The sequence below is a fragment of the Agromyces luteolus genome (assembly GCF_009729855.1).
Taxonomy (GTDB): Bacteria; Actinomycetota; Actinomycetes; order Actinomycetales; family Microbacteriaceae; genus Agromyces; species Agromyces luteolus.
The window spans coordinates 36,947-59,747 of sequence record NZ_WODA01000026.1; the positions used below are offsets into that span (position 1 = coordinate 36,947).

22 protein-coding genes are annotated in these 22,801 nt (G+C 73.1%); 11 read left to right on the plus strand and 11 right to left on the minus strand.

Going from position 1 to position 22,801, the window contains the following annotated elements:
* Positions 1-78 precede the first annotated feature (78 nt).
* The 5 genes from GLX25_RS18635 to GLX25_RS17775 all read left to right on the plus strand — a co-directional run bounded on the left by GLX25_RS18635 (position 79) and on the right by GLX25_RS17775 (position 7,009).
* Positions 79-1,806: a sensor histidine kinase gene (locus GLX25_RS18635; RefSeq protein ID WP_155843976.1), complete on the plus strand. Its 1,728-nt coding sequence runs from the start codon at positions 79-81 to the stop codon at positions 1,804-1,806.
* On the plus strand, positions 1,803-3,689 hold the full coding sequence (locus tag GLX25_RS17760) for a histidine kinase (RefSeq protein WP_155843977.1): 1,887 nt from the start codon (positions 1,803-1,805) through the stop codon (positions 3,687-3,689). The genes GLX25_RS18635 and GLX25_RS17760 overlap by 4 nt, the downstream gene beginning before the upstream one ends.
* Positions 3,680-4,351 carry a response regulator transcription factor gene (locus GLX25_RS17765; RefSeq protein ID WP_166548995.1) on the plus strand — a complete coding sequence of 224 codons (672 nt, stop codon included), beginning with the start codon at positions 3,680-3,682 and terminating at the stop codon, positions 4,349-4,351. Before GLX25_RS17760 ends, GLX25_RS17765 begins: the two co-directional genes overlap by 10 nt.
* A gap of 131 nt (positions 4,352-4,482) precedes the next feature.
* Positions 4,483-6,597 (plus strand): hypothetical protein, encoded by a 2,115-nt coding sequence (locus tag GLX25_RS17770; RefSeq protein WP_155843978.1) that lies wholly within the window; start codon positions 4,483-4,485, stop codon positions 6,595-6,597.
* Between the two features lie 19 nt (positions 6,598-6,616).
* Complete coding sequence (locus tag GLX25_RS17775) at positions 6,617-7,009, plus strand: hypothetical protein (protein WP_155843979.1); 393 nt, start codon at positions 6,617-6,619, stop codon at positions 7,007-7,009.
* A 34-nt stretch (positions 7,010-7,043) separates the two neighbouring features.
* On the opposite strand, the gene GLX25_RS17780 is transcribed toward GLX25_RS17775, so the two are convergent.
* The 3 genes from GLX25_RS17780 to GLX25_RS17790 form a co-directional block, all read right to left on the minus strand.
* A complete protein-coding gene (locus tag GLX25_RS17780) occupies positions 7,044-8,333 on the minus strand; it encodes a hypothetical protein (protein ID WP_155843980.1) in 1,290 nt (429 codons plus the stop codon).
* Between the two features lie 66 nt (positions 8,334-8,399).
* Positions 8,400-9,764, minus strand: a complete 1,365-nt coding sequence (locus GLX25_RS17785; protein ID WP_155843981.1) for a hypothetical protein — start codon at positions 9,762-9,764, stop codon at positions 8,400-8,402.
* 132 nt (positions 9,765-9,896) lie between these two features.
* Complete coding sequence (locus GLX25_RS17790) at positions 9,897-10,331, minus strand: DUF1761 domain-containing protein (protein ID WP_155843982.1); 435 nt, start codon at positions 10,329-10,331, stop codon at positions 9,897-9,899.
* 182 nt (positions 10,332-10,513) lie between these two features.
* On the opposite strand from GLX25_RS17790, the gene ppk2 reads away from it, so the two are divergent.
* Positions 10,514-11,329 carry a polyphosphate kinase 2 gene (gene ppk2, locus GLX25_RS17795; RefSeq protein ID WP_240898471.1) on the plus strand — a complete coding sequence of 272 codons (816 nt, stop codon included), beginning with the start codon at positions 10,514-10,516 and terminating at the stop codon, positions 11,327-11,329.
* 259 nt (positions 11,330-11,588) lie between these two features.
* On the opposite strand, the gene GLX25_RS17800 is transcribed toward ppk2, so the two are convergent.
* Positions 11,589-11,765 carry a TOBE domain-containing protein gene (locus GLX25_RS17800; protein ID WP_166549003.1) on the minus strand — a complete coding sequence of 59 codons (177 nt, stop codon included), beginning with the start codon at positions 11,763-11,765 and terminating at the stop codon, positions 11,589-11,591.
* Positions 11,766-11,843: 78 nt separating this feature from the next.
* Here GLX25_RS17800 and GLX25_RS17805 point away from each other — a divergent pair, with 78 nt between their 5' ends.
* From GLX25_RS17805 to GLX25_RS17820, 4 genes are all read left to right on the plus strand, one after another.
* Positions 11,844-13,343, plus strand: coding sequence for a VOC family protein (locus GLX25_RS17805; RefSeq protein ID WP_155843983.1), 1,500 nt, complete (start codon positions 11,844-11,846; stop codon positions 13,341-13,343).
* A gap of 294 nt (positions 13,344-13,637) precedes the next feature.
* A complete protein-coding gene (locus GLX25_RS17810) occupies positions 13,638-14,981 on the plus strand; it encodes a hypothetical protein (protein ID WP_155843984.1) in 1,344 nt (447 codons plus the stop codon).
* A gap of 45 nt (positions 14,982-15,026) precedes the next feature.
* Positions 15,027-15,260, plus strand: a complete 234-nt coding sequence (locus GLX25_RS17815; RefSeq protein WP_155843985.1) for a FitA-like ribbon-helix-helix domain-containing protein — start codon at positions 15,027-15,029, stop codon at positions 15,258-15,260.
* Between the two features lie 61 nt (positions 15,261-15,321).
* The gene (locus GLX25_RS17820; RefSeq protein ID WP_155843986.1) at positions 15,322-15,711 is read left to right on the plus strand and encodes a type II toxin-antitoxin system VapC family toxin; all 390 of its coding nucleotides are present in this window, start codon (positions 15,322-15,324) and stop codon (positions 15,709-15,711) included.
* Positions 15,712-15,714: 3 nt separating this feature from the next.
* Here GLX25_RS17820 and GLX25_RS17825 read toward each other — a convergent pair whose 3' ends face one another.
* Both GLX25_RS17825 and GLX25_RS17830 read right to left on the minus strand, forming a co-directional pair.
* Positions 15,715-17,538 carry an aminotransferase class V-fold PLP-dependent enzyme gene (locus tag GLX25_RS17825; protein ID WP_271192535.1) on the minus strand — a complete coding sequence of 608 codons (1,824 nt, stop codon included), beginning with the start codon at positions 17,536-17,538 and terminating at the stop codon, positions 15,715-15,717.
* Between the two features lie 267 nt (positions 17,539-17,805).
* Positions 17,806-18,534 carry a VOC family protein gene (locus tag GLX25_RS17830; protein ID WP_166548996.1) on the minus strand — a complete coding sequence of 243 codons (729 nt, stop codon included), beginning with the start codon at positions 18,532-18,534 and terminating at the stop codon, positions 17,806-17,808.
* Positions 18,535-18,702: 168 nt separating this feature from the next.
* On the opposite strand from GLX25_RS17830, the gene GLX25_RS17835 reads away from it, so the two are divergent.
* A complete protein-coding gene (locus GLX25_RS17835; protein ID WP_155843988.1) occupies positions 18,703-18,912 on the plus strand; it encodes a hypothetical protein in 210 nt (69 codons plus the stop codon).
* A gap of 42 nt (positions 18,913-18,954) precedes the next feature.
* Here the strand turns inward: GLX25_RS17835 and GLX25_RS17840 are convergent, their stop codons facing one another.
* From GLX25_RS17840 to panD, 5 genes are all read right to left on the minus strand, one after another.
* Positions 18,955-20,298, minus strand: a complete 1,344-nt coding sequence (locus GLX25_RS17840; protein ID WP_155843989.1) for a type I glutamate--ammonia ligase — start codon at positions 20,296-20,298, stop codon at positions 18,955-18,957.
* Positions 20,299-20,424: 126 nt separating this feature from the next.
* Positions 20,425-20,625, minus strand: coding sequence for a hypothetical protein (locus GLX25_RS17845; protein ID WP_155843990.1), 201 nt, complete (start codon positions 20,623-20,625; stop codon positions 20,425-20,427).
* A 248-nt stretch (positions 20,626-20,873) separates the two neighbouring features.
* Entirely contained in the window at positions 20,874-21,554 is a 681-nt protein-coding gene (locus GLX25_RS17850; RefSeq protein WP_271192547.1) for an NADPH-dependent F420 reductase, read from the minus strand.
* A gap of 46 nt (positions 21,555-21,600) precedes the next feature.
* The gene (locus tag GLX25_RS17855; protein ID WP_155843992.1) at positions 21,601-22,155 is read right to left on the minus strand and encodes a dihydrofolate reductase family protein; all 555 of its coding nucleotides are present in this window, start codon (positions 22,153-22,155) and stop codon (positions 21,601-21,603) included.
* Between the two features lie 175 nt (positions 22,156-22,330).
* Positions 22,331-22,735 carry an aspartate 1-decarboxylase gene (panD, locus tag GLX25_RS17860; protein WP_155844065.1) on the minus strand — a complete coding sequence of 135 codons (405 nt, stop codon included), beginning with the start codon at positions 22,733-22,735 and terminating at the stop codon, positions 22,331-22,333.
* Positions 22,736-22,801: the final 66 nt, after the last annotated feature.

Genomic DNA, 22,801 nt, shown 5'->3' on the forward strand with positions numbered 1-22,801 from the left:
TATGGACCCCAAGCGGTCCGTCCGTCATCGTGGGTGCCACGGAGTTCGGCGGCGACTCCCGGGTGGGATCATGAGCACGTGGCGCTCTCGGCTGCCCGCATCGGCGGCACCCGGGCCGCGATCGCGGTCGCGGGAGTCCTCGTCGCGTTCGCGACAGCGTCGGTCGCCTGGGACCCGCGCAACGCCCCGGTGCTCGTCCTCGACCTCGCGGTCGGGCTCGCCTTCGTCGGGCTCGCCGTCGTCGCCGTCCCGTTCTCGGTCCCGGTGACCGTGCTGTCGGGTGCGGTCGCCCTCGCCTGGTACGCCGGGACGGCGTGGGCCCCGGCCGTGTTCTGGCACCGCGGCGCGCTCACGTGGCTGCTGCTCGCCTACCCGCTGCTGCGCCCCGCCACTCGGCTCGAGGGGATCGTGGCCGGTGCGGCCATCGCGATCTCGACCGTGCCGTTCGCGTGGAGCAACCCGATCGCGAGCGCCGGCATCGCGACCGTGCTCGGCGCCGTGGCCGCCTGGTCGACGGCATCGATCCGCTCTCGCGGCCGGGCCGCGTTCACCGCGCACCTCGCGCTCGTCGCGTTCGCGGCGCTGATCCTCATCGGTGCGCTGATCGACGCCTCGGAGGCCGCGGGCACGGCCCTGCCGTTCTACGTCGCCTACGAGATCACGGTCGCGGCGATCGCGCTCGCCCTCGGCGCAGTGCTTCCCCGGCCGTCCGCGTCGGCGGTCGCCGACCTCGTGATCGACCTCGACGGCACGCCCGACACGAGCATGCGCGAACGCCTCTCGCGCGCGCTCGGCGATCGCGGCGTGCGAATCGCCTATGCGGATGCCACGGCCGACGGGTTCCGCGACGCCGACGGACGCCCGCTCGACCCGGCCGGTCCGGCATCGGGCCGCGCGACCACGCCGATCCTGCGCAGCGGTCGGCCGGTGGCGATCATCGAGCACGACGCCGCCTCCGTCACGGCGGGGACCCTCGTCGATGCGATCGGGTCGGCCACCGCCGCGATCGACGAGCACGAGCACCTCACCGCGGAGATCGCGGCCCACGTGACCGAGGTCGAGGACGCCCGCCGACGGCTCGCCCGGGCCGCCGACAGGGAACGGAGCGCGCTCCGCTCCCGCCTCCGGACGACGGTGGAGGAACCGCTCGAGGGCCTCCTCGGATCCCTCCGCGCCGACGCCGCCGGGCCGGCCGGGGCCGCGGAGCCCGCCGACGCCGCGGAGCTCGCCCACGCCGCCGGGCACGCCGATCCGGCCGACGCCGACGCCGACGCCCACGCCGACGCCGACGCCGACGCCGACGAGCCAGTCGACCCCGCCGCACCCGCCGCCGACCCCGCCGCACCCGCCGCGTTCGCGCGCACGATCGCGATCCTCGAGGGCGCCCTCGTCGAGGTGGTCGAGGCCGGTCAGGGACTCCGACCGAGGGAGCTCGACGACGGTCTCGGTGCCGCGGTGCGGGTGCTGTCCGAGCGAAGCCCGCTCACCGTCGATCTCTCGCCCGGTCGCGGCACGCGCTACGCGCCGGAGGTCGAGTCGGCGATGTACGCCGCCTGCTCGGAGGCGCTGCAGAACTGCGCGAAGCACGCCGGCGTCGATCGTGCCGCGGTCGAGATCGCCGACGCCGACGGCTCGCTGGTGATCCGGATCCGCGACGCCGGTGCCGGCGGCGCCGATCCGTCCCGCGGCCGGGGTCTCCGCGGCCTCGCCGACCGGGTGCGCGCGGTCGGCGGCGACGTTCACGTCGAGTCGCCGCCCGGGAGCGGCACGCTCGTCGAGCTCACCTACCGCGGGGAGCCGTCATGAGGGCGATCGGATGGGGCGTCTGGGTCGTCGCCTCGGCATGCACCATCCTCGCGCTCGACCTCATCGCCGCTCCGGAGGTGATCGCCGTCGGCACCTCGGATCCGGTGGCGACGATGCTCGCCGCACTCGCGCTGCTCGCCGGCGCGGCGGCGGCCCTGACCACGGCCGCCGGCCTCGCGCCCGGAGTGCTGCTCGCCTTCGCGGCCGTGTGCTGGACGGCGCCGCTCGTCGAGGGTCACCAGGCGCTTCCCGAACCCGTCCGATCGGTGGCCGCCATCTGCGGCGCACTGCTCGTGCCGGTGCTCGCGGCGGCGACCCTCGCGATCGCCGGCGCCGACGGACGCGTCGATGCCGATCGACGCACCGGCGCCGACGGACGCGTCGACGCCGATCGACGCACCGGCGCCCATGGATGCGTCGGCGCTCGGGACCCCGACGCACGCTTCCGGGCCGTCGCGCGACGTCTCGCCTGGTCGATCCTCGCCGGAGCCGCCGCGCTCGTCGTCGCGACCGCCCTCGTCGGCGATCCGCTGCTCGACCCCGACTGCTGGGCGAATTGCAGCGCGAACTCCTTCCTGGTCGTCTCCGTCCCACCGCTCGCCCGTGCGCTCGAGCTCGCGCTCCCGGTCTACGCGATCGGCGCGGGGGCGGTGTGCGCCTGGGCCGTTGCGGCGGGCATTCGGCGCTCCGCGCTTCAGCGCGGCGCCGGCGTCGGCATCGACGCGAGGACGGCCGCGACGGCCGCCGGTGCGCTCGCCGCCCTCGCCGCAGTGGTGCTCGTGCTGTCGGTTCAGCCCGTCCAGGGCGCGGACGCGCCGCCAGCGGCATCCGCCCCCGCCCTTCGCCTGCCGTACCTCGTCTGCGCCGCCCTGCTCGTCCTGTTCGGTGCGACCGTCGCCGCCGTCGCGATCGTCATGCGTCGCCGCACCGCGGCGGTCAGGCGATTCGGCGACGAGATCCGGCGGACGCCTCGACCCGGACGCCTCGAGGACGACCTGCGCGCCGCCCTCCGCGACCCCGGGCTGCGCGTCCGATTCCCCGCCGGCCCGCCCGGCCCGCCCGGCCCGCTCGGCCCAGCCGGTCGCCCCGCGAGCTTCGTCGACGGCGCCGGGCACGCCTCCGCGGCGCCCGAGCCCGGGTCGCCGATCACCGAGATCCGCCGTGACGGAGCGCCGATCGCCGTCCTCGAGCACACGGTTCCCGTCGCCTCGACCGCCGAACTCGAGGCGCGGATCGGCCCCGCAGCGCGGATCGCGATCGACAACGAACGCATGCGGGCGCTCGTGCTCGCCGAACTCGACGAGCTGCGCGCGTCGCGCCAGCGCATCGTCGAGACGGCGGATGCCGCGCGGCGGAACATCGAACGCGACCTGCACGACCGTGCCCAGCAGAGCCTGCTCGCCGCCCTGTTCGAGCTCGGCCTCGTGCAGGCGCGGGCGGCCGAGCAGGGCGACGCCGCACTCGAGCGCAGGGCCGCCGCGCTCCGGGAGCGCGTGAACGTCGTCGTCGAGTCGCTGCGGACCCTCGCACACGGCGTGTTCCCCGCCGTCCTCGACGACGTCGGACTCGAGTCCGCGCTCGAGCACCTCGCCGAGACGAGCCGGATTCCGCTCGAGGTGCACTCCCGGCTGACGACCCGCCTCCCCGCCGCGGTCGAGCGCGCGGCCTACGCGGTCGCGGTCCGCGTCGCCGAGTGCACGGATGCCACGGCCGAGGCCGTCGACCTCGAGATCGGCGAGGTCGACGGGAACGCGAGGCTCGCCATCCGCCCCTCGCCGCCGCCTCGCTGCGACCTCGTCGGGGTGGCCGATCGCGTCGGAGCGCTCGGCGGGTCCATGCTGGTGTCCGACCGGGGAATCGAGGTGGTGATCCCGTGCGCGTGATCGTGGTCGACGACGCGTTGCTCACGAGGGAGGGCCTCGTGCGGCTCCTGCGCGAGGCCGGGGTGGACGTCATCGCCGAGCGGCCGGACGCGACCGACCTCGTCCCACTCGTCGAGACGGAGCGGCCGGATGTCGTCGTGCTCGACATCAAGATGCCGCCGACGTGGACCGACGAAGGGCTCGCCGCCGCGGCCGCCGTGAAGTCGGCCGTGCCGGGCACCGGTGTGCTCGTGCTCTCGCAGTACCTCGAGACCGCGTACGCGATGCGACTCGTCGAGGAGTTCCCGGAACGCACCGGCTACCTGCTGAAGGACCGGCTCTCGGACATCATGGTGCTCGTCGACGCGCTCCGCCGCCTGACCGACGGCGAGACCGTCATCGACCCCACGATCGTGGCCCGCCTGGTCTCGCGGCGTCGCCGGTCCGACCCGCTCGAGGCGCTCACCAGCCGGGAACGCGAGGTGCTCGCGCTGCTCGCCGAGGGCATGTCGAACCGCGCCATCGGCGCCCGGCTCTTCATCGCCGAGCGGACGGTCGAGACCCACGTGACGAACGTGTTCACCAAGCTGGGGCTCGGCGAGGACGAGACCACCCACCGCCGGGTGCTCGCCGTGCTGACCTTCCTCCGAACGGCGGATGCCTCGGGGCCGCCCGAACGCTGACCGCGCGCCGGCTCCGCTCGCCGTGCTCGCCGCGGCGCCGCGCCGCTACGCCCGCCACCCGCCCCGCCCATGGCGGCCCCGCCCCCCGAGTGGTAGCTTGCGCGCATCGCACGGGGTTCAGGGGGCGCGACATGGCGATCGAGACGGTGCTGGGCGCTGCGTGGACGCGGAAGCACGACGACCCCCGCGAGGCCCTCATCCCGTCGACGCCGCGCATCGTCTACCCGAAGTCGCTCGCAGAGCTCATCGAGATCTGCCGCGACGAGAACCTCGGCCGCCTGAAGGCCGCCGGCAGCCACTGGGCGCTCTCCGAGGCGGCGATCAGCGAGGAGACGTTCATCGAGACGCACGACCCCCGCAACCAGCGGCAGGCGATGGGGCGCACGCTGAAGGACGTGGTCCCGCACTGCCTCCACCCCGAACTGGTCCAGCGGATGGCGGAGCCGAGCTTCGTGCAGCACCACGGGTCGCTCGTGCACGTCGAGGCGGGCAAGCGCGTCTACCAGCTCTACGCCGAGCTCGACCAGGTCGACCCCCTCGACCTGCAACCGCCTGATGGCGTGCAGTCGCTCGGCGCCTTCATGCTCGACCACTTCGGCACGACGGCGTTCGAGGGGCCGTGGGGGATGGAGACGGCCGGCAACGCCGGCGGGCAGACCATCGTCGGAGCGTTCTCCACGGGAACGCACGGCGGCGACTTCGACTGCGGCCCGATCGCCGACTCGGTCGTCGCGATCCACCTCGTCGCCGACGGGGGCGCGCACTACTGGATCGAGTCGTCCGACGAGCGCTACTGGCCCCAGGTCACCGACGACGACCGGCTGCGGGAGGTCTACGGGATCGACGAGTTCGGCGGCGACGAGAACTTCCACATCGTGCGAGCCCCCGACAACGCGCTCTTCGACGCGGCGGTCGTGGCCGCCGGGCGGTTCGGCGTGATCTACTCCGTCGTGCTCCGGGCGCTCCCCCAGTACGCGCGGTACGAGCGGCGCCGGCTGCACATGTGGCAGGACTTCAAGCACCAGATCCTCGACCGCAGCAGCAAGCTGTATCGGGATGCCGCGATCCTGCCCGGCGGCTACGTCCCGTCGACCCAGGTCACCAGCCCGCAGCGGTTCCTCCAGGTCGCGGTCAGCCTGACCCCGCACCTGAACTTCCAGCGCAACCTCGCGGGCGTCACCAAGCAGTGGAAGCTCCGACTGCAGGATGACCCGCCGGGACGGGCCGAGCGCGTGGGCGACCTGGTCACGGACTTCGACCCCGGCATCCAGGCGCCGCGCTTCGCGAACGCGGGCAACAACTTCAGCTATCGCTTCGACCCGGATGACCCGCTGAACGCCGAGGACGACCCCGACCCGATCGCCCTCGCGTGCTCGAAGGGCAGCTTCCTCGCCGGGATCATCGAGGCGGCGATCAACGAGATCGAGGAGTTCGTGAACTCGAACGGCGCCGTCGTGGGCGCGGGCATCGCCGCCATCGCAGCGCTCGGCGGCGGCGGACTCCTCCTGCTGATCCCGGCGCTGCTCGCGATCCTCATCATCCTCCGCGCACTGCTCGAGGCGTTCGACGCCGACGACCGGTTCGGCGAGCACATGGAGGGCATCAAGAACTCGCTGCTCGACCCGGACGAGCCCGACCCCGCGAAGCGCGCTGCCGGACTCTTCGCCTGGCAGCTGATCGTCTACCTCGGCTTCCAGGCGCAGCAGTCCGACCGCGACTACGAGGCGATCAGCTACGCCGTCACCGACCAGAAGGACTACCGCAACATCAGCTGCGAGGTGAACGTCGACTCCGTCGAGGTGTTCTTCAACGCGGTCGACCAGCGGCTCATCGCGTTCGTCGACGCGCTCCTCGCGTTCGAGATCATGCAGGAGTTCCAGGGCCGGGCCTGCGTCGGGTACGCGTCCCTGCGGTTCATGGGCCCGACGCGGGCGAAGATCGGGATGCAGCGGCATCCGACCACCTGCTCGGTCGAAGTGGCCTGCCTCAAGGACGTGAGCGGCGGGCAGGACATGGTGGACTACGCCGCCCGGCTCGCACTGAACCCGAACATCGGCGGCATCCTGCACTGGGGCCAGCACAACGACGCGACCGCCGCCGACATCGAGCGGCTCTTCGGCGACCCCACGAGCCCGACCAACGGCGACCTCGGCGCGTGGCGGCAGGCCCTCGCCGACGTCACCGATTCCGGCAGCCGCGACCGGTTCAGCAGCGACTTCACGCGACGCACCGGACTCGACCTGTGACGTCGGAGGGAGCGGCGAGATGAGCGAGACGTTCTTCGGGCCCTGGCGGATCGTGCTCACGAACGCGAACTCCCACTTCGCGCAGCGCATGCTGATCACCGGGTCGGATGCCGCGGACGGCGAGTACGCCATCGCCTTCGGACAGGTGGTGGATGTCACGGCGACCGGTGCGCAGTGGCGGCTGGAAACGCAGTTCTTCCCGTTCGGCGGGCCCGCTTGGCAGCCGGGCGACACCCGACGGTCGACGCGGTTCGAGGCGCCGACCGGCCTCATCGTGCAGATCGACGGCGCGGCGCGACCACCGGGCACCGGCACCACGTTCACGAACCTGACGCTCGTCTGCACGTGCCTCGACCCGGAGACGAACCCGATCCCGGGGCCGAACCCCTTCGACTTCACGCTCCCGGGCTGAGCCGCTCGCGCCGCCCCTCCCGGCGGCGCGGTGCCTACGCCCCGAGGCCCTGCGCCCGCATCGCGCCGATGTCGCGGCGCGCGAGGCTCAGCGACTCGCTCGCGAGCGACGCGGCGCGACGGGCCAGCTCGATCACGTGCTCGCGGTGGCGGAGGTCGGTCACGACGACCGTCACCTCGGAACTGGCGCTGCCGAGGTAGTGGCCGAGGTCGACCCGGATGCGCTCGGACTCGGCCAGCCGCGCCAGGGCCTCGGCGCCGATCCAGCCCGGGTGGCCGGCGACGGCGTCGCGGGCCACGTCGAGCCGGCGGTCGGCGTCCCGGACGGCGTGGTGAACGTGCACCACGGGCGGGGCCGCGGGCCGCTCGCCCGCCGAGGACTCGGGCCGAGACTCGGGCGAGGTCGCGGACGCGGACGCGCGCGCGGTGGCGATCGCGGCAGCCAACCCCTCGCGCGCCGCGCGCAGCCGCCGCAGGTGACCGAGCGGGTCGGTGTCCACGCCGGCCGCCGGGAGCACCGCGAGCGCCGCCTGCAGCTCGGCGATCGCGCCCGCGGCATCCGGCGAACGAGACGCGCGGAGCGCGAGCGCGAGCTCCCGCCGGCACTCGTCGGCGAGCGCCGGCAGCGCCGCCTCGGCGCGCAGCGCCTCCACCTCGAAGGTCTCCACGGCGTCGAGCAGCGTCGCCGCGCGACGCAGAGATCGAGCGGATGCCTCGAGGGCGACGTCCGCGTGCGCGCTCTCGCCGTCGGACCGCCGGCGCTCGGCCACGCCGAGACTGTGCGCGGCGAAGCCGAGCAGCCGGTCGGCCTCAGCGGGGTCGGCGTCGAGGCCGGCGAGCGCGTCGCGCGCGTAGCGCGCACCGAGCCGGTCGAGCGTGGCGCGGACGTAGGGGATCCGCGCCCGCGCGCGCACGAGGTCGGCGCGGACGCGGGCGATGAGGTCGGGAGTTCGGCGCGCACGCGACATCCGCTCGCCGAGGTCGGACGCCTGCTCGTCGAGCACGCGCAGCACGGTCTCGCACAGGTCGATGACGCGCAGGTACCGCGCCCGGACCTCGTCGGCCGCGCCGGGCATGGGGTCGTGGTTGTGCCGGTTCAGCCGGAACGCCTCGCCGAGCTGCCGGCGCGCGACGGCGAGCACCTCGGCCGGCTGCACGGTCGCGTCGGGCCCGAGTTCGGCCTCGACGAAGTCGAGTTGCTCGGCCGCGGCGCGCACCCGCTCGTCGGCGGCGAACAGCGCCGACCCGGCCCGCGTCGCGAGTTCCGCGTCGTGGGCCTGGAGTTCTGGCGCACCCCGCCTGCGCCTGGCCCAGAACCCGGCCATGCATGGATTCTACGAGCGCCGCCCGACAGTCGCCATATACGGCCGCCGTCCGGCCTCAGTCGAAGCTCAGTCGAAGATCCCGTCGAGGATGCTGCCGATCACGAGCCCGCCGAGGATGCCGCCCATGACGTCGGATCCTCCGCCGCGGCGCCCGCCGCCGCCCCAGCCGGGGCCTCCTCCGGGCCCGCCCCACTGCCCCGGATCCTGCGGCCGCGACGAGTCGATGTCGCGGCGCGCGAGGTGCAGCGCCTCGCCCGCGAGCGCGGCGGCGCGGCGCGCGATCGCCATCGCGTGCTCGCGGTGGTCGTCGCCGATGACGATGGCGGTCGCAGCGGGCTCGCCGAGGTAGCGGTCGAGGTCCTGCCGGGTGCGCTCGGCCTCGGCGAGGCGCGTGCGGGCGTCGGCTCCGATCCATCCGCGGTGCCCCGCGATGACGTCGCGCGCGACGGCGAGCTGCCGGTCGGCGTCGTCGATGGCGTGGCGCACGTGCTCGAGCGGCGGGATCGGACGGGCCGCACGCTCGCGCGCGGCGGCGATCGCGGCATCCAGCCCGGAATTCGCCTCGCGCAACCGGTCGAGGTGCGTGAACGGGTCGGTGTTGACGCCCGCCGGCGGCAGGCTCGCGAGCGCGGTCTGCAGCTCGCCGATCGCCTGCGCGACGCCCGGCGAGTGCGGCTCCTTGAGCGCGACCACGAGGTCGCCGCGGGAGTCCTCGACGATCGCCGCGAGCGTCGACTCGGCGCGCAGCGCCTCGACCTCGAAGGTCTCCACCGCATCGAGCAGGGTCGTCGCGCGACGAACCGATTCGGCGGATGCCTCGAGCGCCAGGTTCGCCTGCTCGCGCTGGCCCGCCTCGCGCCGGCGCTCAGCGACACCCACCGAGTGCTCGGCGAAGCCGAGCAGCTGGTCGGCCTCGGCGGGGTTCGCGTCCACCTGCGCGAGCGCCTCGCTCGCGTACCGAACGGCGAGCCGGTCGACGGTCTCGCGCGCGTGCGGGACGCGGGCGCGCAGGCGGCCGATGTCGGTGCGGATGCCGGCGATGATCTCGGGTGCGCGCCGCGCCCGCGCGATGCGCTCGGCGAGGGCCGCGGTCCGATCGTCGAGCAGGTCCTCCGCCCACTCGCAGAGCTGCACGATGCGCCCATTGCGCGTGCGCAGCTCGTCGGGGGTGTCGGGGATGTGGTCGTGGTTGAGCTGATGCAGGCGGAACGCCTCGGCGAGGTGCGTGCGCACCGCCGCGAGCGCTTCGCGGAGCGGCTCGGTCGCCTCGGAGCCCAGCTCGGCGTCGGCGAAGTCGAGCTCGTCGGTCGTGACCCGGATGCGCTCGTCGGCGGCGACCAGCGCCGTGCGCGCCCGCACCGCGAGGTCGGCGTCCTGCGCCTCGAGCTCCAGCTGCTCCTCGCGCTTGCGCTTGCCCCAGAATCCGGCCATGCCCTCGATCCTAGGGTCGGCCCGCCGAGCCTTCCCCGAGAGTGCTCGGGAGCGCGCGGGGGCGCCGCCGCGGCCGCGCGCGCCACCGCGCGCCGACGCGTGTGCGGCCGCGGGCGACCCTCGCGCCAGCGGCTACACCGTCCCCGCCGGCGGCCACACCCCGATGATGAGCCCCATCACGACGAGCGTGACGAGCTCGTGCGCGATGTTGAGGATCGTCAGCGACGACGGACGACCTTCGAAGGCGTCGTGCGTGATGAACCGCGCGGCCGTGAGGCCCGCCCACAGGATGATCGCGGTGAACAGCGCCGCGAGCAGGTAGCTGCCGCCGTAGAAGTGCCACGCGATCGTCGTCGCGCCCGCGAGCACCCACGCCGTCACGAAGCTGACGAGCACGGTCACGATGATCGGGCCGACCGCGCTCGAACCGGGGCGATCCATGTCGACGTTCGCGAGCTTCGACCAGCGGGTGCCGAACACCCCTCGGGCGTACCAGATCGTGCCGACGACCATGCTCGACAGGGTCGCCAGCAGCACCGCCCAGTAGTTGATCTCGGGGACCGTCATCTCCGCCTCCTCGCCGCGGCGCGGGGCCGCGCTCGTCGCGCGCACCGCGCTGTCGCGATGCGTCGGGTATCGCTGGCCGCGAGCGTACTCCCGTGCGCGTGCGCGCGGAACGCAGCACGCCGGATGCCGCGTGCAGCGCCGCGGCGCGGCATCCGCTCTAGGCTTCGGTGCAGGGGTGCGCCATGGGCAAGAGGATGCCGAAACCGCTGTACACGCAGGAGCTGAGGGCGCTGCAGGCGAGGCTCGTCGAGATGCAGAAGTGGGTGCAGCAGTCGGGCGCGCGGGTCGTGGTGATTTTCGAGGGGCGGGATGCCGCGGGCAAGGGCTCCGCGATCAAGCGCGTGTCGGAGTACCTGAACCCGCGGGTCGCCCGGATCGTCGCACTGCCCGCGCCGAGCGAGCGCGACAAGACCCGGTGGTACTTCCAGCGGTACGTGCCGCACCTGCCGGCCGCTGGCGAGATCGTGCTGATGGACCGCTCCTGGTACAACCGCGCCGGCGTCGAACGGGTCATGGGCTACTGCACGAACGAGGAGTACCAGCGCTTCCTGCACCAGGCGCCGATCTTCGAGCGGATGCTCGTGGAGGACGGCATCATCCTGCTGAAGTACTGGTTCAGCGTGTCCGACGTCGTGCAGGAGGAGCGGTTCCGCTCGCGCCTGAACGACCCGATGCGGCGCTGGAAGCTGAGCCCGACCGACCTCAGCTCGATCACCAAGTGGGAGGACTACTCGCGTGCGAAGGACACGATGTTCCTCCACACCGACATCGCCGAGGCCCCCTGGTACGAGATCGAGAGCGACGACAAGCGCCGCTCGCGCATCAACGTGATGGCGCACATCCTCTCGAAGGTGCCGTGGGAGCCGGTGCCGCAGGCGCAGATCGAGATTCCCGAGCGCCCGCCGTCGGCCGGCTACGAGCGCCCGCCGCGCCAGTGGACCAACTCGGTGCCCGACTACGCGCGCGAGGTCGAGAAGCGGGCCGGCGCCGCGGACTGATCCAGCCCGCGATCGCTCGGGCGCGGGTCGTCCTCTCCGGCGAAGTCGGTACCGGAGTACCGGGCACCGAGTACCGGAGTACCGGGTACCGAGTACCGAAGTACCGGGGGAATTCGGCAGGCATGGTCCCCGCGTCGTGCGCGGTCAGAGGGGTGCGAGCAGCGGGGCGCGACCAGCCGGGCACGACCAGCCCGGGCACGACCAGCCCGGGCACGGCCAGCCCGAGCACGGCCAGCCGCGCGGGATTGGCCGGGCAGGATCAGGCGACCTCGCGCACCGCCACCGGCACCTCGTCGATCGTCACCCCGACCCGCTCGCCGAACTCGGCGCGCTCACCGACCGGGTGCTGCATGCGCAGCAGTTCGCCGCCCTCGGTGCGGAGCAGGGTGCGGCGCACGCTGCCAAGGAACGTGCTCTCCTGCACGACCGTGGCGATCGGGCCACGGGTTCCCGAGCGCGCGGCCGTCCGCTATCTTCGTGCGCGTCGGGGTCGACGCCCCGGGACGGAGGCCGCATGGGCCAGGAGCAGCGGCTCGCGTTCCTCGCCGCCGACGGGGTGGACGACTGGCGCGTCGCGTACTGCGGGCCGATCACGCGGTTCGCGACGGACTCGGTGCCGGCCGGCACGGTGTTCGCGACCGCCGTCGCCGCGCTCGACGTGCTGACGGAGCATCCGCCCCTCATCGACGTGCGGCCGGAGTGCGTGATCGTCCGTATCGTGCGCGACCTCATCGACCTCGACGACGGCGCGGCCGACCGGGCGCGGGCCGTCTCGGCGGTCGCCCGCACGCACGGGCTCACCCCGCGGCCGCACCGCGTCCAGGACGTGCAGGTCGCGATCGCGACGAGCCGTCCCATCGACGAGGTGGTGCCGTTCTGGCGCGCCGTGCTCGGATACGACGACCACGTGGGAGACGACCTCGTCGACCCGCGCGGGCGCGGGCCGTCGGTCTGGTTCCAGCCGCTCGATCCCGACAAGCCGCTGCGGCACGCGATGCACCTCGACCTCGCCGTGCCGCGCGAGCTCGCGCCGGCGCGACTCGCCGCGGCCCTCGAAACGGGAGGCCGCCTCGCGTTCGACCGCGAGGCCCCGCAGTACTGGACGTGCGCTGACGCCGCCGGCAACAAGGTCGACCTCGTCACCTGGCCCGACCTGCCCGTGCCCGAGGATGCGCCGGCATCGCTCGAGATCCTGAAGGTCGCACGGGGCGGGCCCGCCGAAGCCGGTGCCGACTCCTCGACGGGCGAGTCCGACGGGGCCACCGCCCCGCCCGAGGCCGCCGAGAGTGCGCCTGCCTCGCCGACGGATGCCGCGCTCGCGCCGCGCACGCCCCCGCTCCTCGCCGCCGGGCCCGCCGAGCTCGAGCGTGGTGAAGCCATGTTCATGGCGTTCCGCGAGGCATCCGACCTCGACGACTGGCCGGTCGTGTTCTGGGGGCCGACCGCGTGGTTCGACACGGGGTCGCTCGCGCGGAGCGCGGCCCTCGCGGCCGAGCTCGCCGCGCTGGACGGCGCGGATCGGCTGCACCTCGACGTGCGTGCCGACGGGCTCGCGGTGCGACTCGCGCGCGACTTCGCCGAGCTCGTCGAGACGGACCTCGACCTGGCGCGACGGATCTCCGAGGTCGCGGCGACGTTCGGCGCGCGCTCCGACCCGTCGAAGGTGCAGACCGTGCAGGTCGCGATCGCGTCGAAGGCCGAGGCCGCGGTGCGCCCGTTCTGGCGCGAGCTGTTCGCCTACGCCGAGCACGGCGACGAGGACCTGGTCGACCTCGACGGCCGCGGCCCGAGCCTCTGGTTCCAGGAGCTCCCGCCCGAGAAGCCGCTGCGGCACGCGTTCCACGCCGACGTCTCGGTCCCGCGCGCGATCGGCCGGGCTCGCGTCGATGCGGCGCTCCGCGCCGGCGGGCGGATCGCCGCCGGCGCCGAGCACCACGGGTGGTGGACGCTCGCCGACCCTGCGGGCAACAAGGTCGACGTCGCGATCTGGGCCGACCGGGACGGCCCGCGATGACCGATCGGCGTGACACCGGGCGCGCGGTGGGCGCCCCCGCGCCATCCGGAACCGACCGGGTCCACGACCGGTTGCGGGATGGTGCGATCGGAGACGTCTGCTGGCTCGCCGCGACCTGCGGCGAGTGCGGCGCGCTCGTCGAGGGCGGCACGTGCTGGAACTGCGGCGCCCGCCGCTCGGAGTGAGCCGCGACCGACGCGGCGTCCACCCCTCCACAGGGCGCCGTGACGGCGCTCGAATCTCCGATCCGGACGACCGCGACCCCGGAGACGTCGGAACGGCGACGCTCGATGCATGCCCAGTCGAACCGGTGCGCCGCGCGCACGACTCGCCCTCCGCGTCGAACTCGTCTCGCTCGGCGGCGATCCGCCGTGGCGGACCATCAGCATCGACCCCGCGGTCGGGCTCGATCGGCTGGCCGACGCAATCATGCTCGCGTTCGGATGGACGGGCGCGGGGTCCTGGCGGTTCGGCACGAGGCACACTCCGTGGTGGGGGCGCGATGCGGATGCATGGGGTTCCGGCATCCTCACGCCGGCTCGGCCCATCGCACGCCGCGCGGGTGGTGAGGGCGGCTCCCACTTCGGGTCCGATGGGTACCGGTACGGGGTGGCCGGCTCCGCCTACGACGAGGACCCGTACGCCGATGATCCGTGCGGCTACGACGGCCGCACTCGTCAGCACGACCGCGAGTGGAACGTCGATCAGGTCGTCGAGCGATTCGGCGGCGAACTCGAGTTCGAGTACCGCCAGGTCGACCTCGGCGGCGTTCGCGGAAGCGGGGCCGGGGCCGGTGCCGCGGCCGTGCGATCCGGCCCGACGTGGCGCCATCGCATCGTGGTCGACTCGGGGCTCGACGCGGCGACGTCCGACACGTTCGCGCCGAGCGCCGCGCTGCTCGGGGGCGCCGGGACCGTGCCCCGTCTCGGGACCGAGGCAGCATACGGCGAGCTCGGCGATCCGTCGGACCGTGCCGCCCTCGACCACGAGTTCGACCTCATGTTCGGCAGCACCTCCTTCGGCCTTCCGTTCGACGGACCGACCTGGGCTCCGCTCGACGCCGCGCTGAGCGGGTCGAGCGCACCCGCTCGACGCGCCCTCCGCATGGATCTCTTCGGGCTCGGCGCACTTGAGCCACCCATCGTCGATGGGGAGCAGGTCGTTCGCGCCCTCGCCCCGATCCGGGAGCTGCTGCGGTCCGGCGCGGATACCGACGGCGTCGATATCGAGGCGGCCGGCGCGCTCGGCGACGACCTGAAGACGCTGCGACTGGCCCGGGTCCAGAAGGGGATCCTCCGAACCTACGTGACCGTGCGCGACACGCTCCTCGACGATCCGCTCGCACTCTGGCACACGCTCGCGGAGCGTCTCATGCACGACTCCTCGTCGAGTTCGTACCGCTCGCGCTCTGACGTGGCCGAGCGCGCGGTCGACCTGGTCTGCGGCGACCGGGACGTGCGTCGGTTCGCGTTCGATGAGGCGCACCGGCGGTCATGGTCGGCGGCACGCACCAGCGAGTTCGGGCCGACCCGGCTCGACCGGATGCTCGCGACGCTCGAACTCGTCGACGCCGAAGGCCGCATCGCCCATCCGAACGCCCGGGCCTTCGGAATCGCGATGCTGCGCAGCGCCACGTGAGCAGGAATGCATGCATAGTGCATGCATCCCTGCTATCCTCGGAGGATGCCGGTGAACATCACCATCCGTGCCGTACCGGATGCGGTGCGCGACGAATTGGCCGCGCGCGCGAAGCGCTCCGGGCGCTCGCTCCAGGAATTCCTGACCGCAGAACTCCGTCGGCTCGCCGCCACCCCGTCAGCGGACGACACCCTTGCCGCGATCCGCGAACACGCGCGTTCGTACCCGAGCGTGTCCACTGGCGACATCCTCGACGCGCGCGATGCCGACCGACACTGAACCGCGCCCGCCGCGCCCGCCGCGCCCGCGCGAGGTCCCCAGAGCCGTCGGAGCCGTCCCGATGCAGCAGCTCGTGCTCGATGCGTCGTCCGTCGTGGGGCTGCTGCTCGACCCCGATGCGGAGGAGCACGCCATCGCGTCGCGCGGCAGTCTGCACGCGCCGAGCATCGTCCCGTACGAGGTCTCCAACGTGCTCAGACGACTGCAGGGTGCGGGCAAGCTCGCCGACCGGGACGCCGAGCAGGCGTTCGCGGACTACGCCGCCCTCGACATCGAGCTCTGGCCCTGGCCGACGCTCGGCGAGCGCGTCTGGCAACTGCGCGGAAACCTGTCGAGCTACGACGCCGCATACGTCGCGCTCGCCGAACGCATCGACGCCACGCTCGTCACGCGCGATGCACGCCTGGCGCGAGCGCCGGGCACGACCTGCGCGATCACCGTCGTCGCGTAGGCGTCACGGCGTGAGGCACACCGCGGGCAGGTCGAACCAGCGGAGGTGCTCGAAGTCGGCCGAGAGGCGCGCGGGCGCGGCATCCGTCGCCGGCTCGTCACCGGGGGCGCCGGCCGCAGCGGATGCCGCGGTCGCGCTCGGCCCGGCCGCGAACACCGCCTCGGCCTCGGCGAGGTACCCGGCGAGCGCCGACTCGGGCGCGCGGTCGTCGTGGTGCGGGTAGACGAGTCGGCCGTCGGCGTCGTACGACACCTGCGAGAGCCGCAAGGGCGGCTCGAGCGGACCGCGGCGGTGGTGCCAGATGCCGCTCTCGGGATCGAAGGTGTAGTCGGGAAGCATCCGCCAGCCGTCGCGAGCGACGAGCTTCACGGCCTCGATGAGGTAGTCGAACACGGGTTCCGAGATGAAGTAGTTGAAGTTGATGCGCACCCAGCCGGGCTTGATGCCCTCGCAGCCGCGCGAGATCTCGCGCTCGTACTCGTGCGAACGCTCGATGTCGATGCCGAGCAGGTCGTGCCCGTACGGGCCCGCGCAGGAGCACCCGCCCCTCGACTGGATGCCGAACAGGTCGTTCAGCAGCGCGACGACGAAGTTGTGGTGCAGGTACTTCCCGCTCGGCGCCCGGACGATGAACGACACGATCGACAGGCGCTCGGCCGCGAGGTTGCCGAGCACCTCGATCGCGGGCTCGTCGTGCCAGGCGGCGATCGCTCGGCGGAGGAAGTCGTCCTCCAGGGCGCGGATCGTGGGGACGCCGACGGCGTCCTTCAGGCCGAACACGAGCCCGGCGCGGATCGACTCGACGATCGCGGGCGTGCCGCCCTCCTCGCGGTGCGCGACGTCGGCCAGGTACTCGTGCTCGGTCGGGTTCACGAACGCGACGGTGCCGCCGCCAGGGACATCCGGCACCCGGTTCGTCGCGAGCTCGCGGCGCATGACGAGCACGCCGGGCGTCGACGGGCCGCCGATGAACTTGTGCGGGCTGAGGAAGATCGCGTCCTTGTACCGTCCGGTCGCGAGCGCCATCGCGGGGTCGCCGTGCGTCATCTCGATCTCGACGTAGGGCGCAGCCGCGGCGAAGTCCCAGAACGACAGCGCCCCGTACTCGTGCAGCAGGGCCGAGATGCCCGCGGTGTCGCTCACGATGCCCGTCACGTTGCTCGCGGCCGAGAACGAGCCGATCTTGAGCGGCCGGTCAACGTGACGCACGAGCTCGGCCTCGAGCACGCGCCGGTCGATGTGCCCGTCGGGATCCTGCGGGATCGTCACGACGTCGGCGATCGACTCGCGCCACGGCAGCTCGTTCGAGTGGTGCTCGAACGGGCCGATGAACACGACCGGCCGCTCCTCGGCCGGGATCGACGCGCCGAAGTGGTACCGGTCGTCGAGGGCGGATGGCACGCGCAGCCCGAGCATGCCGATGAGCTTGTCGATCGCGCCCGTCGAGCCCGCACCAGTGAAGATCACGACCGTGTCGTCGTCGCCGCCGACGGCGTCGCGGATCGTCGCGCGCGCGTCCTCGCGCAGCCTGGTCGTCTGCAGGCCCGTTCCGCTCGACTCGGTGTGCGTGTTCGCGTACCGGGGCAGCACCTCGTCGCGGATGAAGTCCTCGATGAACGTCAGCGCGCGACCGGATGCCGTGTAGTCGGCGTAGGTGACACGGCGCGGCCCGTACGGGCCCGGCACGACCTGGTCGTCGCCGATCACCGATTCGCGGATGCGTCGCACGAGCGGCGAGAACCGGATCGCGTCGAGGCGCGATCGATCGGCGCCGGCGGCGCCGACGGTCTCTCCTGCACGGGGGTCGTTCGCCTCGTCGAGGTCCACGGGAGGAGGGTAACGCCGTCCGCCGACGGCGGCTACGGTCGCTGGTCCCGTGGTGGCGGCGCGATCCGGCGATGGCCCGGCTCCTCCGACCGGCCGATCGATCGTCGCGAGCACGGTGTCGTCGGAATCGGAGGGAGAACGGTATTCCGCGGATACCTTTCTCCCTCGACCGAGCGCGGGACCATCGTCCGGGTCGACCTCGGCAGGCGCTCCGGCGTCGCCGCCGGCGAGCCCCGGCCCGGATCCGCTGCCACGAGCCGCCGCCCGTCAAGCGGGCCGCTCCTCCTCGAGCCGGGTCGACTCGCGCCCCCACCACGTCGTGAGGTCGACGCCGTGGTTCTCGGCGTCGGCGAGCGTCCACCACTCGGGCGCGAACGAGTCGTCGGCGATGCGGCCGCCCGCGGCGAGCGCGGCGTCGATGCGCGCGCGCACCTGGTCGTGCGGCACGCAGACGTCGACGTGCATGCGGCCGCGGCGCGGGCCGACGCGCTCCTCGGGCTGGAGGAACACCGACGACCCGCGGCGGAGCGGATCGACGAGATGCGTGTCGTTCGGGCGCACGTAGCCGAGCACCGCGGTCCAGAACGGCGCGACCTCCGCCGAGGGCGGCGACGCGATCGCGGTCTGCACGACCTGCAGCACCGAGACATCCGCCGTCAGGCCGTGCTCGCGCGCGACCGCCGAGACCAGGCGCGCGACCTCGACGTCGCGCGTGCTGAGGTCGCGGACCTCGCGACTGATGAGCTTCACGGCGACGCCCTCGTGCCGAAGGTCGACATCGGGCTCGTGGCGCGCGACCTCGTCGATCGCGGTGATCGCGGCCACGAACCGCGCGGCCTCCACGTACGACGACGCCCGGAAGAACGCATGCGCACCCCAGTAGAGCACCCGCCAGTCGTCGACGCCCTCGGCGTCGTGGAACTGCTGCGGCGAGATCGCCCGAGGCGGCATGGGCGGGTCGGGCTGGGCGCCCTCCGGCGCGGCTGCGACATCCATGCCACCCATGCTCGCCGGGCCGACCGACACCGGGCAAGGCCCGTGCGCGGTGCGGGCGGATGGCGCCGCCCGGGCGATCCCTGAGGAGAACTCGCGAAAACAGGAGGACAATGGAAGGGCAGCGTCGGCGCGATCCGAACGTCGATGACGACACCGCAGGAGGATGACATGAGCGCTGCCACGAGCATCTACCGGACGCCGCAGCACGGCGGATCCGACCCGTGGGCGGACCCCGGCTGGAGCGGAGCCCTGGCTTTCACCGGCCCCGTGCACCTTCACGACGGGTTCGAATCCGCGCCGCCCCGCGCCGAAGACGACAGCCTGTGGGCCGCGATCGCGCGCTTCTTCGGCGCCGGCCGGACGAGCCGGCACGACTGACCCCGGCAGCCCCGGCAGGCTCGGCAGGCCCGGCAGGCCGGCTCAGTACCGCCAGCGCACGAGCTCGGCGACGTCCTCCGGGACGTGCTCGCCGTACGCCTCCCACTCGTGCTGGCGTGTCGCGACGTACGCGTCCACGAGCACGTCGCCGAGCACGCCTCGGTAGAACTCGCTCGACTCGAGGCGGTGCAGGGCCGAGCCGAGATCGGCGGGCAGGGGGCGGATGCCGCCGGCGCGCCGCTGTGCGGCGGTGAGCGTCGAGGGGTCCACGCGCACCGGCTTCGGGGCCGTCGCACCCCGCGCGACCCCGTCGACCGCGGCCGCGATGATCGCGGCGACGGCGAGGTACGGGTTGGCCGCGCCATCCACGGGCTTGACCTCGATGTTGGACTGCTCGGCGCCCATGCCCGCCTGGCCCGGAACGAACCGGATCGCGGCCTCGCGGTTGCCCTCGCCCCAGCAGATGTCGGCACCCGCCCACGCGTGCGGGCGCAGCCGCGCGAACGAGAGCACGCTGCCGCCGAGCAGCGCGACGCCCTCCTCGAGGCGGTCGAGGATGCCGGCGATCATGTTCGCTCCGAGCGGCGTGACGCCGAGCTTGGCCTTCGGGTCGGCGAACACGTTGCGGCCGTCGCGGCGCGCCGACACGTGCACGTGGCATCCGTTCGTCGAACCGCCCACGATCGGCACGGGGGCGAACGAGACCATGAGCCCGTGCCGTTGCGCGACACGCGTCAGCACGACGCGCGCGAGCGCGAGATCGTCGACGGCGGCCAGCGGATCGCGCGGCGCGAACGCGAACTCGAGCTGTCCCGCGCCGAACTCGGGGTGCATCTGGTCGACCGGCACACCGGCCACGTCGAGCGCCTCGAGCGCCGCGAAGGCGAACGCCTCGACCTCGAGCATCGCCCGCGTCGAGTAGGCCGGGCCGGTCGTCGCCGGCACCGGCGCCTCGCCTTCGACGGGCGACGGGCGGAACACCGTGCACTCGAGCTCGAACCCGATGACGAAGGTCAGGCGGGCGTCCTCGGCGTCGTCGACGACGCGCCGCAGCGCGGTGCGCTGGCATGTCGGGTGGGGCGTGCCGTCGAGCGAGAACAGGTCGGCGGGCGCCCACGCGAGGCGCGCCTCGCGGTCGAGCATCGCCATCGACGAGGTGTCGGCGATGCCCCGCAGGTCGCCCACCACGGGATCGACGTCGGGCGTCGCGTTGAGGTGGTCGTCGACCGAGAACAGCACGCCGGCGCTGTTCGAGATCGTGACGCCGTGCGTGCTCGCCGACAGCAGCCTCCGGTGCGGCAGCACCTTGACGCGCGAGATGCCGGCGTTGTCGACGTGGCACACGAGCAGGGCGCGGATGTCGTCGAAGCGCACGGATCGGTTCATGCCGGGTCTCCTCCCAGCCGGGGTCCCGGTCGGGGGAGGTCGGGCCCGGCGCTCGGGATCAGTATGCACCCGGCGCGTTTCGCGCGGTTTTCGCGCGCGGGCGCGCGTCGTCGGCGGGCGCGGTCGTCAGGCTCCGGCCGGTGCTGCGGCAGGCACGCCCTTCAGCTCGGAGTAGCGCTGTGCGTGGACCTGTGCCAGGTCGATCGCGCCCGTCATCAAGGCCTCGGCGCACTCGCGTGCGGCCTGGTCGAGCTCGAGCTGTCGGCTGGTTCCCTCTGCGCTGGCCTGCAGTGCGCGCTTCAGGCGGTCCCGGTCTTCGTAGATCATGGTCTCCTCTTCTCGGTCGTCGGAGCGATCATGACGTCGTCGTCAACCGGTGCAGAGGAAGATACCGCCTCCCGGCCCCACCGCAAAGCCGAATGTGAACGTTTCGCCGTCGCCTTCCAGTCGGGTAGCGACCGCGTCCGGTTCGGCGGTCGTCGCAGCCTCCCGTGTCACGAGAGGCGTTGCGGGTGCGCCGAGCCATGCACCCGCAACGACTGTCCGGTCGGGTTCCGCTGGTCGAACTGGAGGGCTCAGGCCGCCGCGGCGCGCCGTTCTGCGCGGGCGAGGTTCGCGACGAGCTCCTCGCGCGTCTGCGGCACGACGTACGCCGGCTGGTCGCGCTCGACGCGCCAGCTCTCCGCGAGCGGGCCGACGTTCACGGTGTCGAAGCCGAACTGGTCGTACAGGTGCTCGACGGCGGCCGCGGCATCCTCGAAGTCGCTCGAGGTCGCGAGCGCGCGACGACCGGGCGTTCCGGCGGGCGCGCCATCCGTCGTGATGTCCTTCGCCGTGATGTGGTTGAAGCCCTTCGCGACGCGGCTCTCCGGCAGGTGCGCCTGCAGGAGGCCCGAGACCGTCGCGCGGCCCTCATCGAGCGCCGGCACTCGGCCGTCGCGCTCCCAGTAGTAGTTGTTCGTGTCGATGACGACCTTGCCGGCGAGCGGCTCGACCGGGACCGACGCGTACGCCTTGAACGGCACCGTCACCACGACCATGTCGCCCGCCGCGCCGGCTTCAGCCGCGGTCGCGGCGCGCGCGCCCGGCCCGAGGTCGTCGATCAGGTCCGAGAGCGTCTCCGGGCCCCGCGAGTTCGCGATGACGACCTCGTAGCCGTTCGCGAGGGCCGCGCGAGCGACCTGGCTGCCGATGTGTCCTGCTCCGATGATTCCGAGAGTGGTCATGGTGACGACAACGGATGCCGCGGGCGGGATGTTCCCTCTTCGCCTGGCTCGTCCCGCGGCATCCGTCGCCCGCTGCTCACCGCACGACGTCGAAGACGTTCTTCACGACGCCGTTCGAGTACGCCTCGTGCTCGACGAGCTTCAGCGTGCCCTGCTCGTGGCCGTCGAAGAGGCGCTTGCCGTCCCCGAGCGTCACCGGGAAGACCAGCAGGTGGTAGCGGTCCACGAGTCCGGCCGCGGCGAGGCCCTGTGCGAGCGTCGCGCTGCCGTGCACGATGATCGGGTCGCCCTCGCCCTCCTTGAGCGCGGCGACCTCGTCGAGTGAGCGCAGCACGGTCGTGCCGTCCCACTCGGGGTCGGTGAGCGAGGAGGAGACGACGTACTTCGGCATCGCGTTGTACTCGGCGAACTCCTCGGTCATGGTCGGCCAGACCGGCGCGAACTCGTCGTAGCTCACGCGACCCATGAGCATGGCGCCGGCCTCGAGCTGCTCGCGGCCCTTGATCTCGTACGCCTCCTCGACGAACGGGACCTCCTTGAACGTCCAGCCCGCACGCGGGTGATCGCCGCCGCCGGGCGAGTCGATGACGCCGTCGAGGGTGATGAACTCGGTCACGATGAGGGTGCGCATGGGCCGTCCTTTGCTCGGTTCGGGCGAGGCGGGGAGTTCCGCTCTCATTCTGGACGTCGAACGGCTGTGCGCCCGATCGACATCCTGAACGGAATTCCTCGAGATGGATCCGGCTCCGGCGAGTGGAGGCACGACGGATGCCACGGGGACACGGTGCGGCCCGCCCTGCGCTCGCTCAGCCCACGAGGGCGTGCGGCGGCGTGGCCAGCCCCTCGACGACGGCCTCGGCCGGATCGTCGCCGAGCCCGACGATGCGGTTCGCCGCGTCGACGTGCACGATGCGCGGCGTGAAGGCCGCGGCATCCGTCGACGCCATCGAGGCCCACGAGATGACGATCACGAGGTCGCCCGCGGCGGCCAGGCGCGCGGCGGCGCCGTTCACGCCGATGACGCCCGAGCCGCGCTCGCCGGCGATCGTGTAGGTCTCGAACCGGTCGCCGGTGTTGATGTTCACGACCGAGACGAGCTCGCCCGGCAGCAGGTCGGCCGCCTCGAGCAGGTCGAGGTCGACGGTCAGCGAGCCGACGTAGTGCAGGTCGGCGTGCGTGACGGTCGCGCGGTGGATCTTGGACTTCAGCATGGTTCGGTGGAAGCTCGGCACCCGCCGATTCTGCCCCACCCGGTCGATCGCCGTGGGTGTGCGACC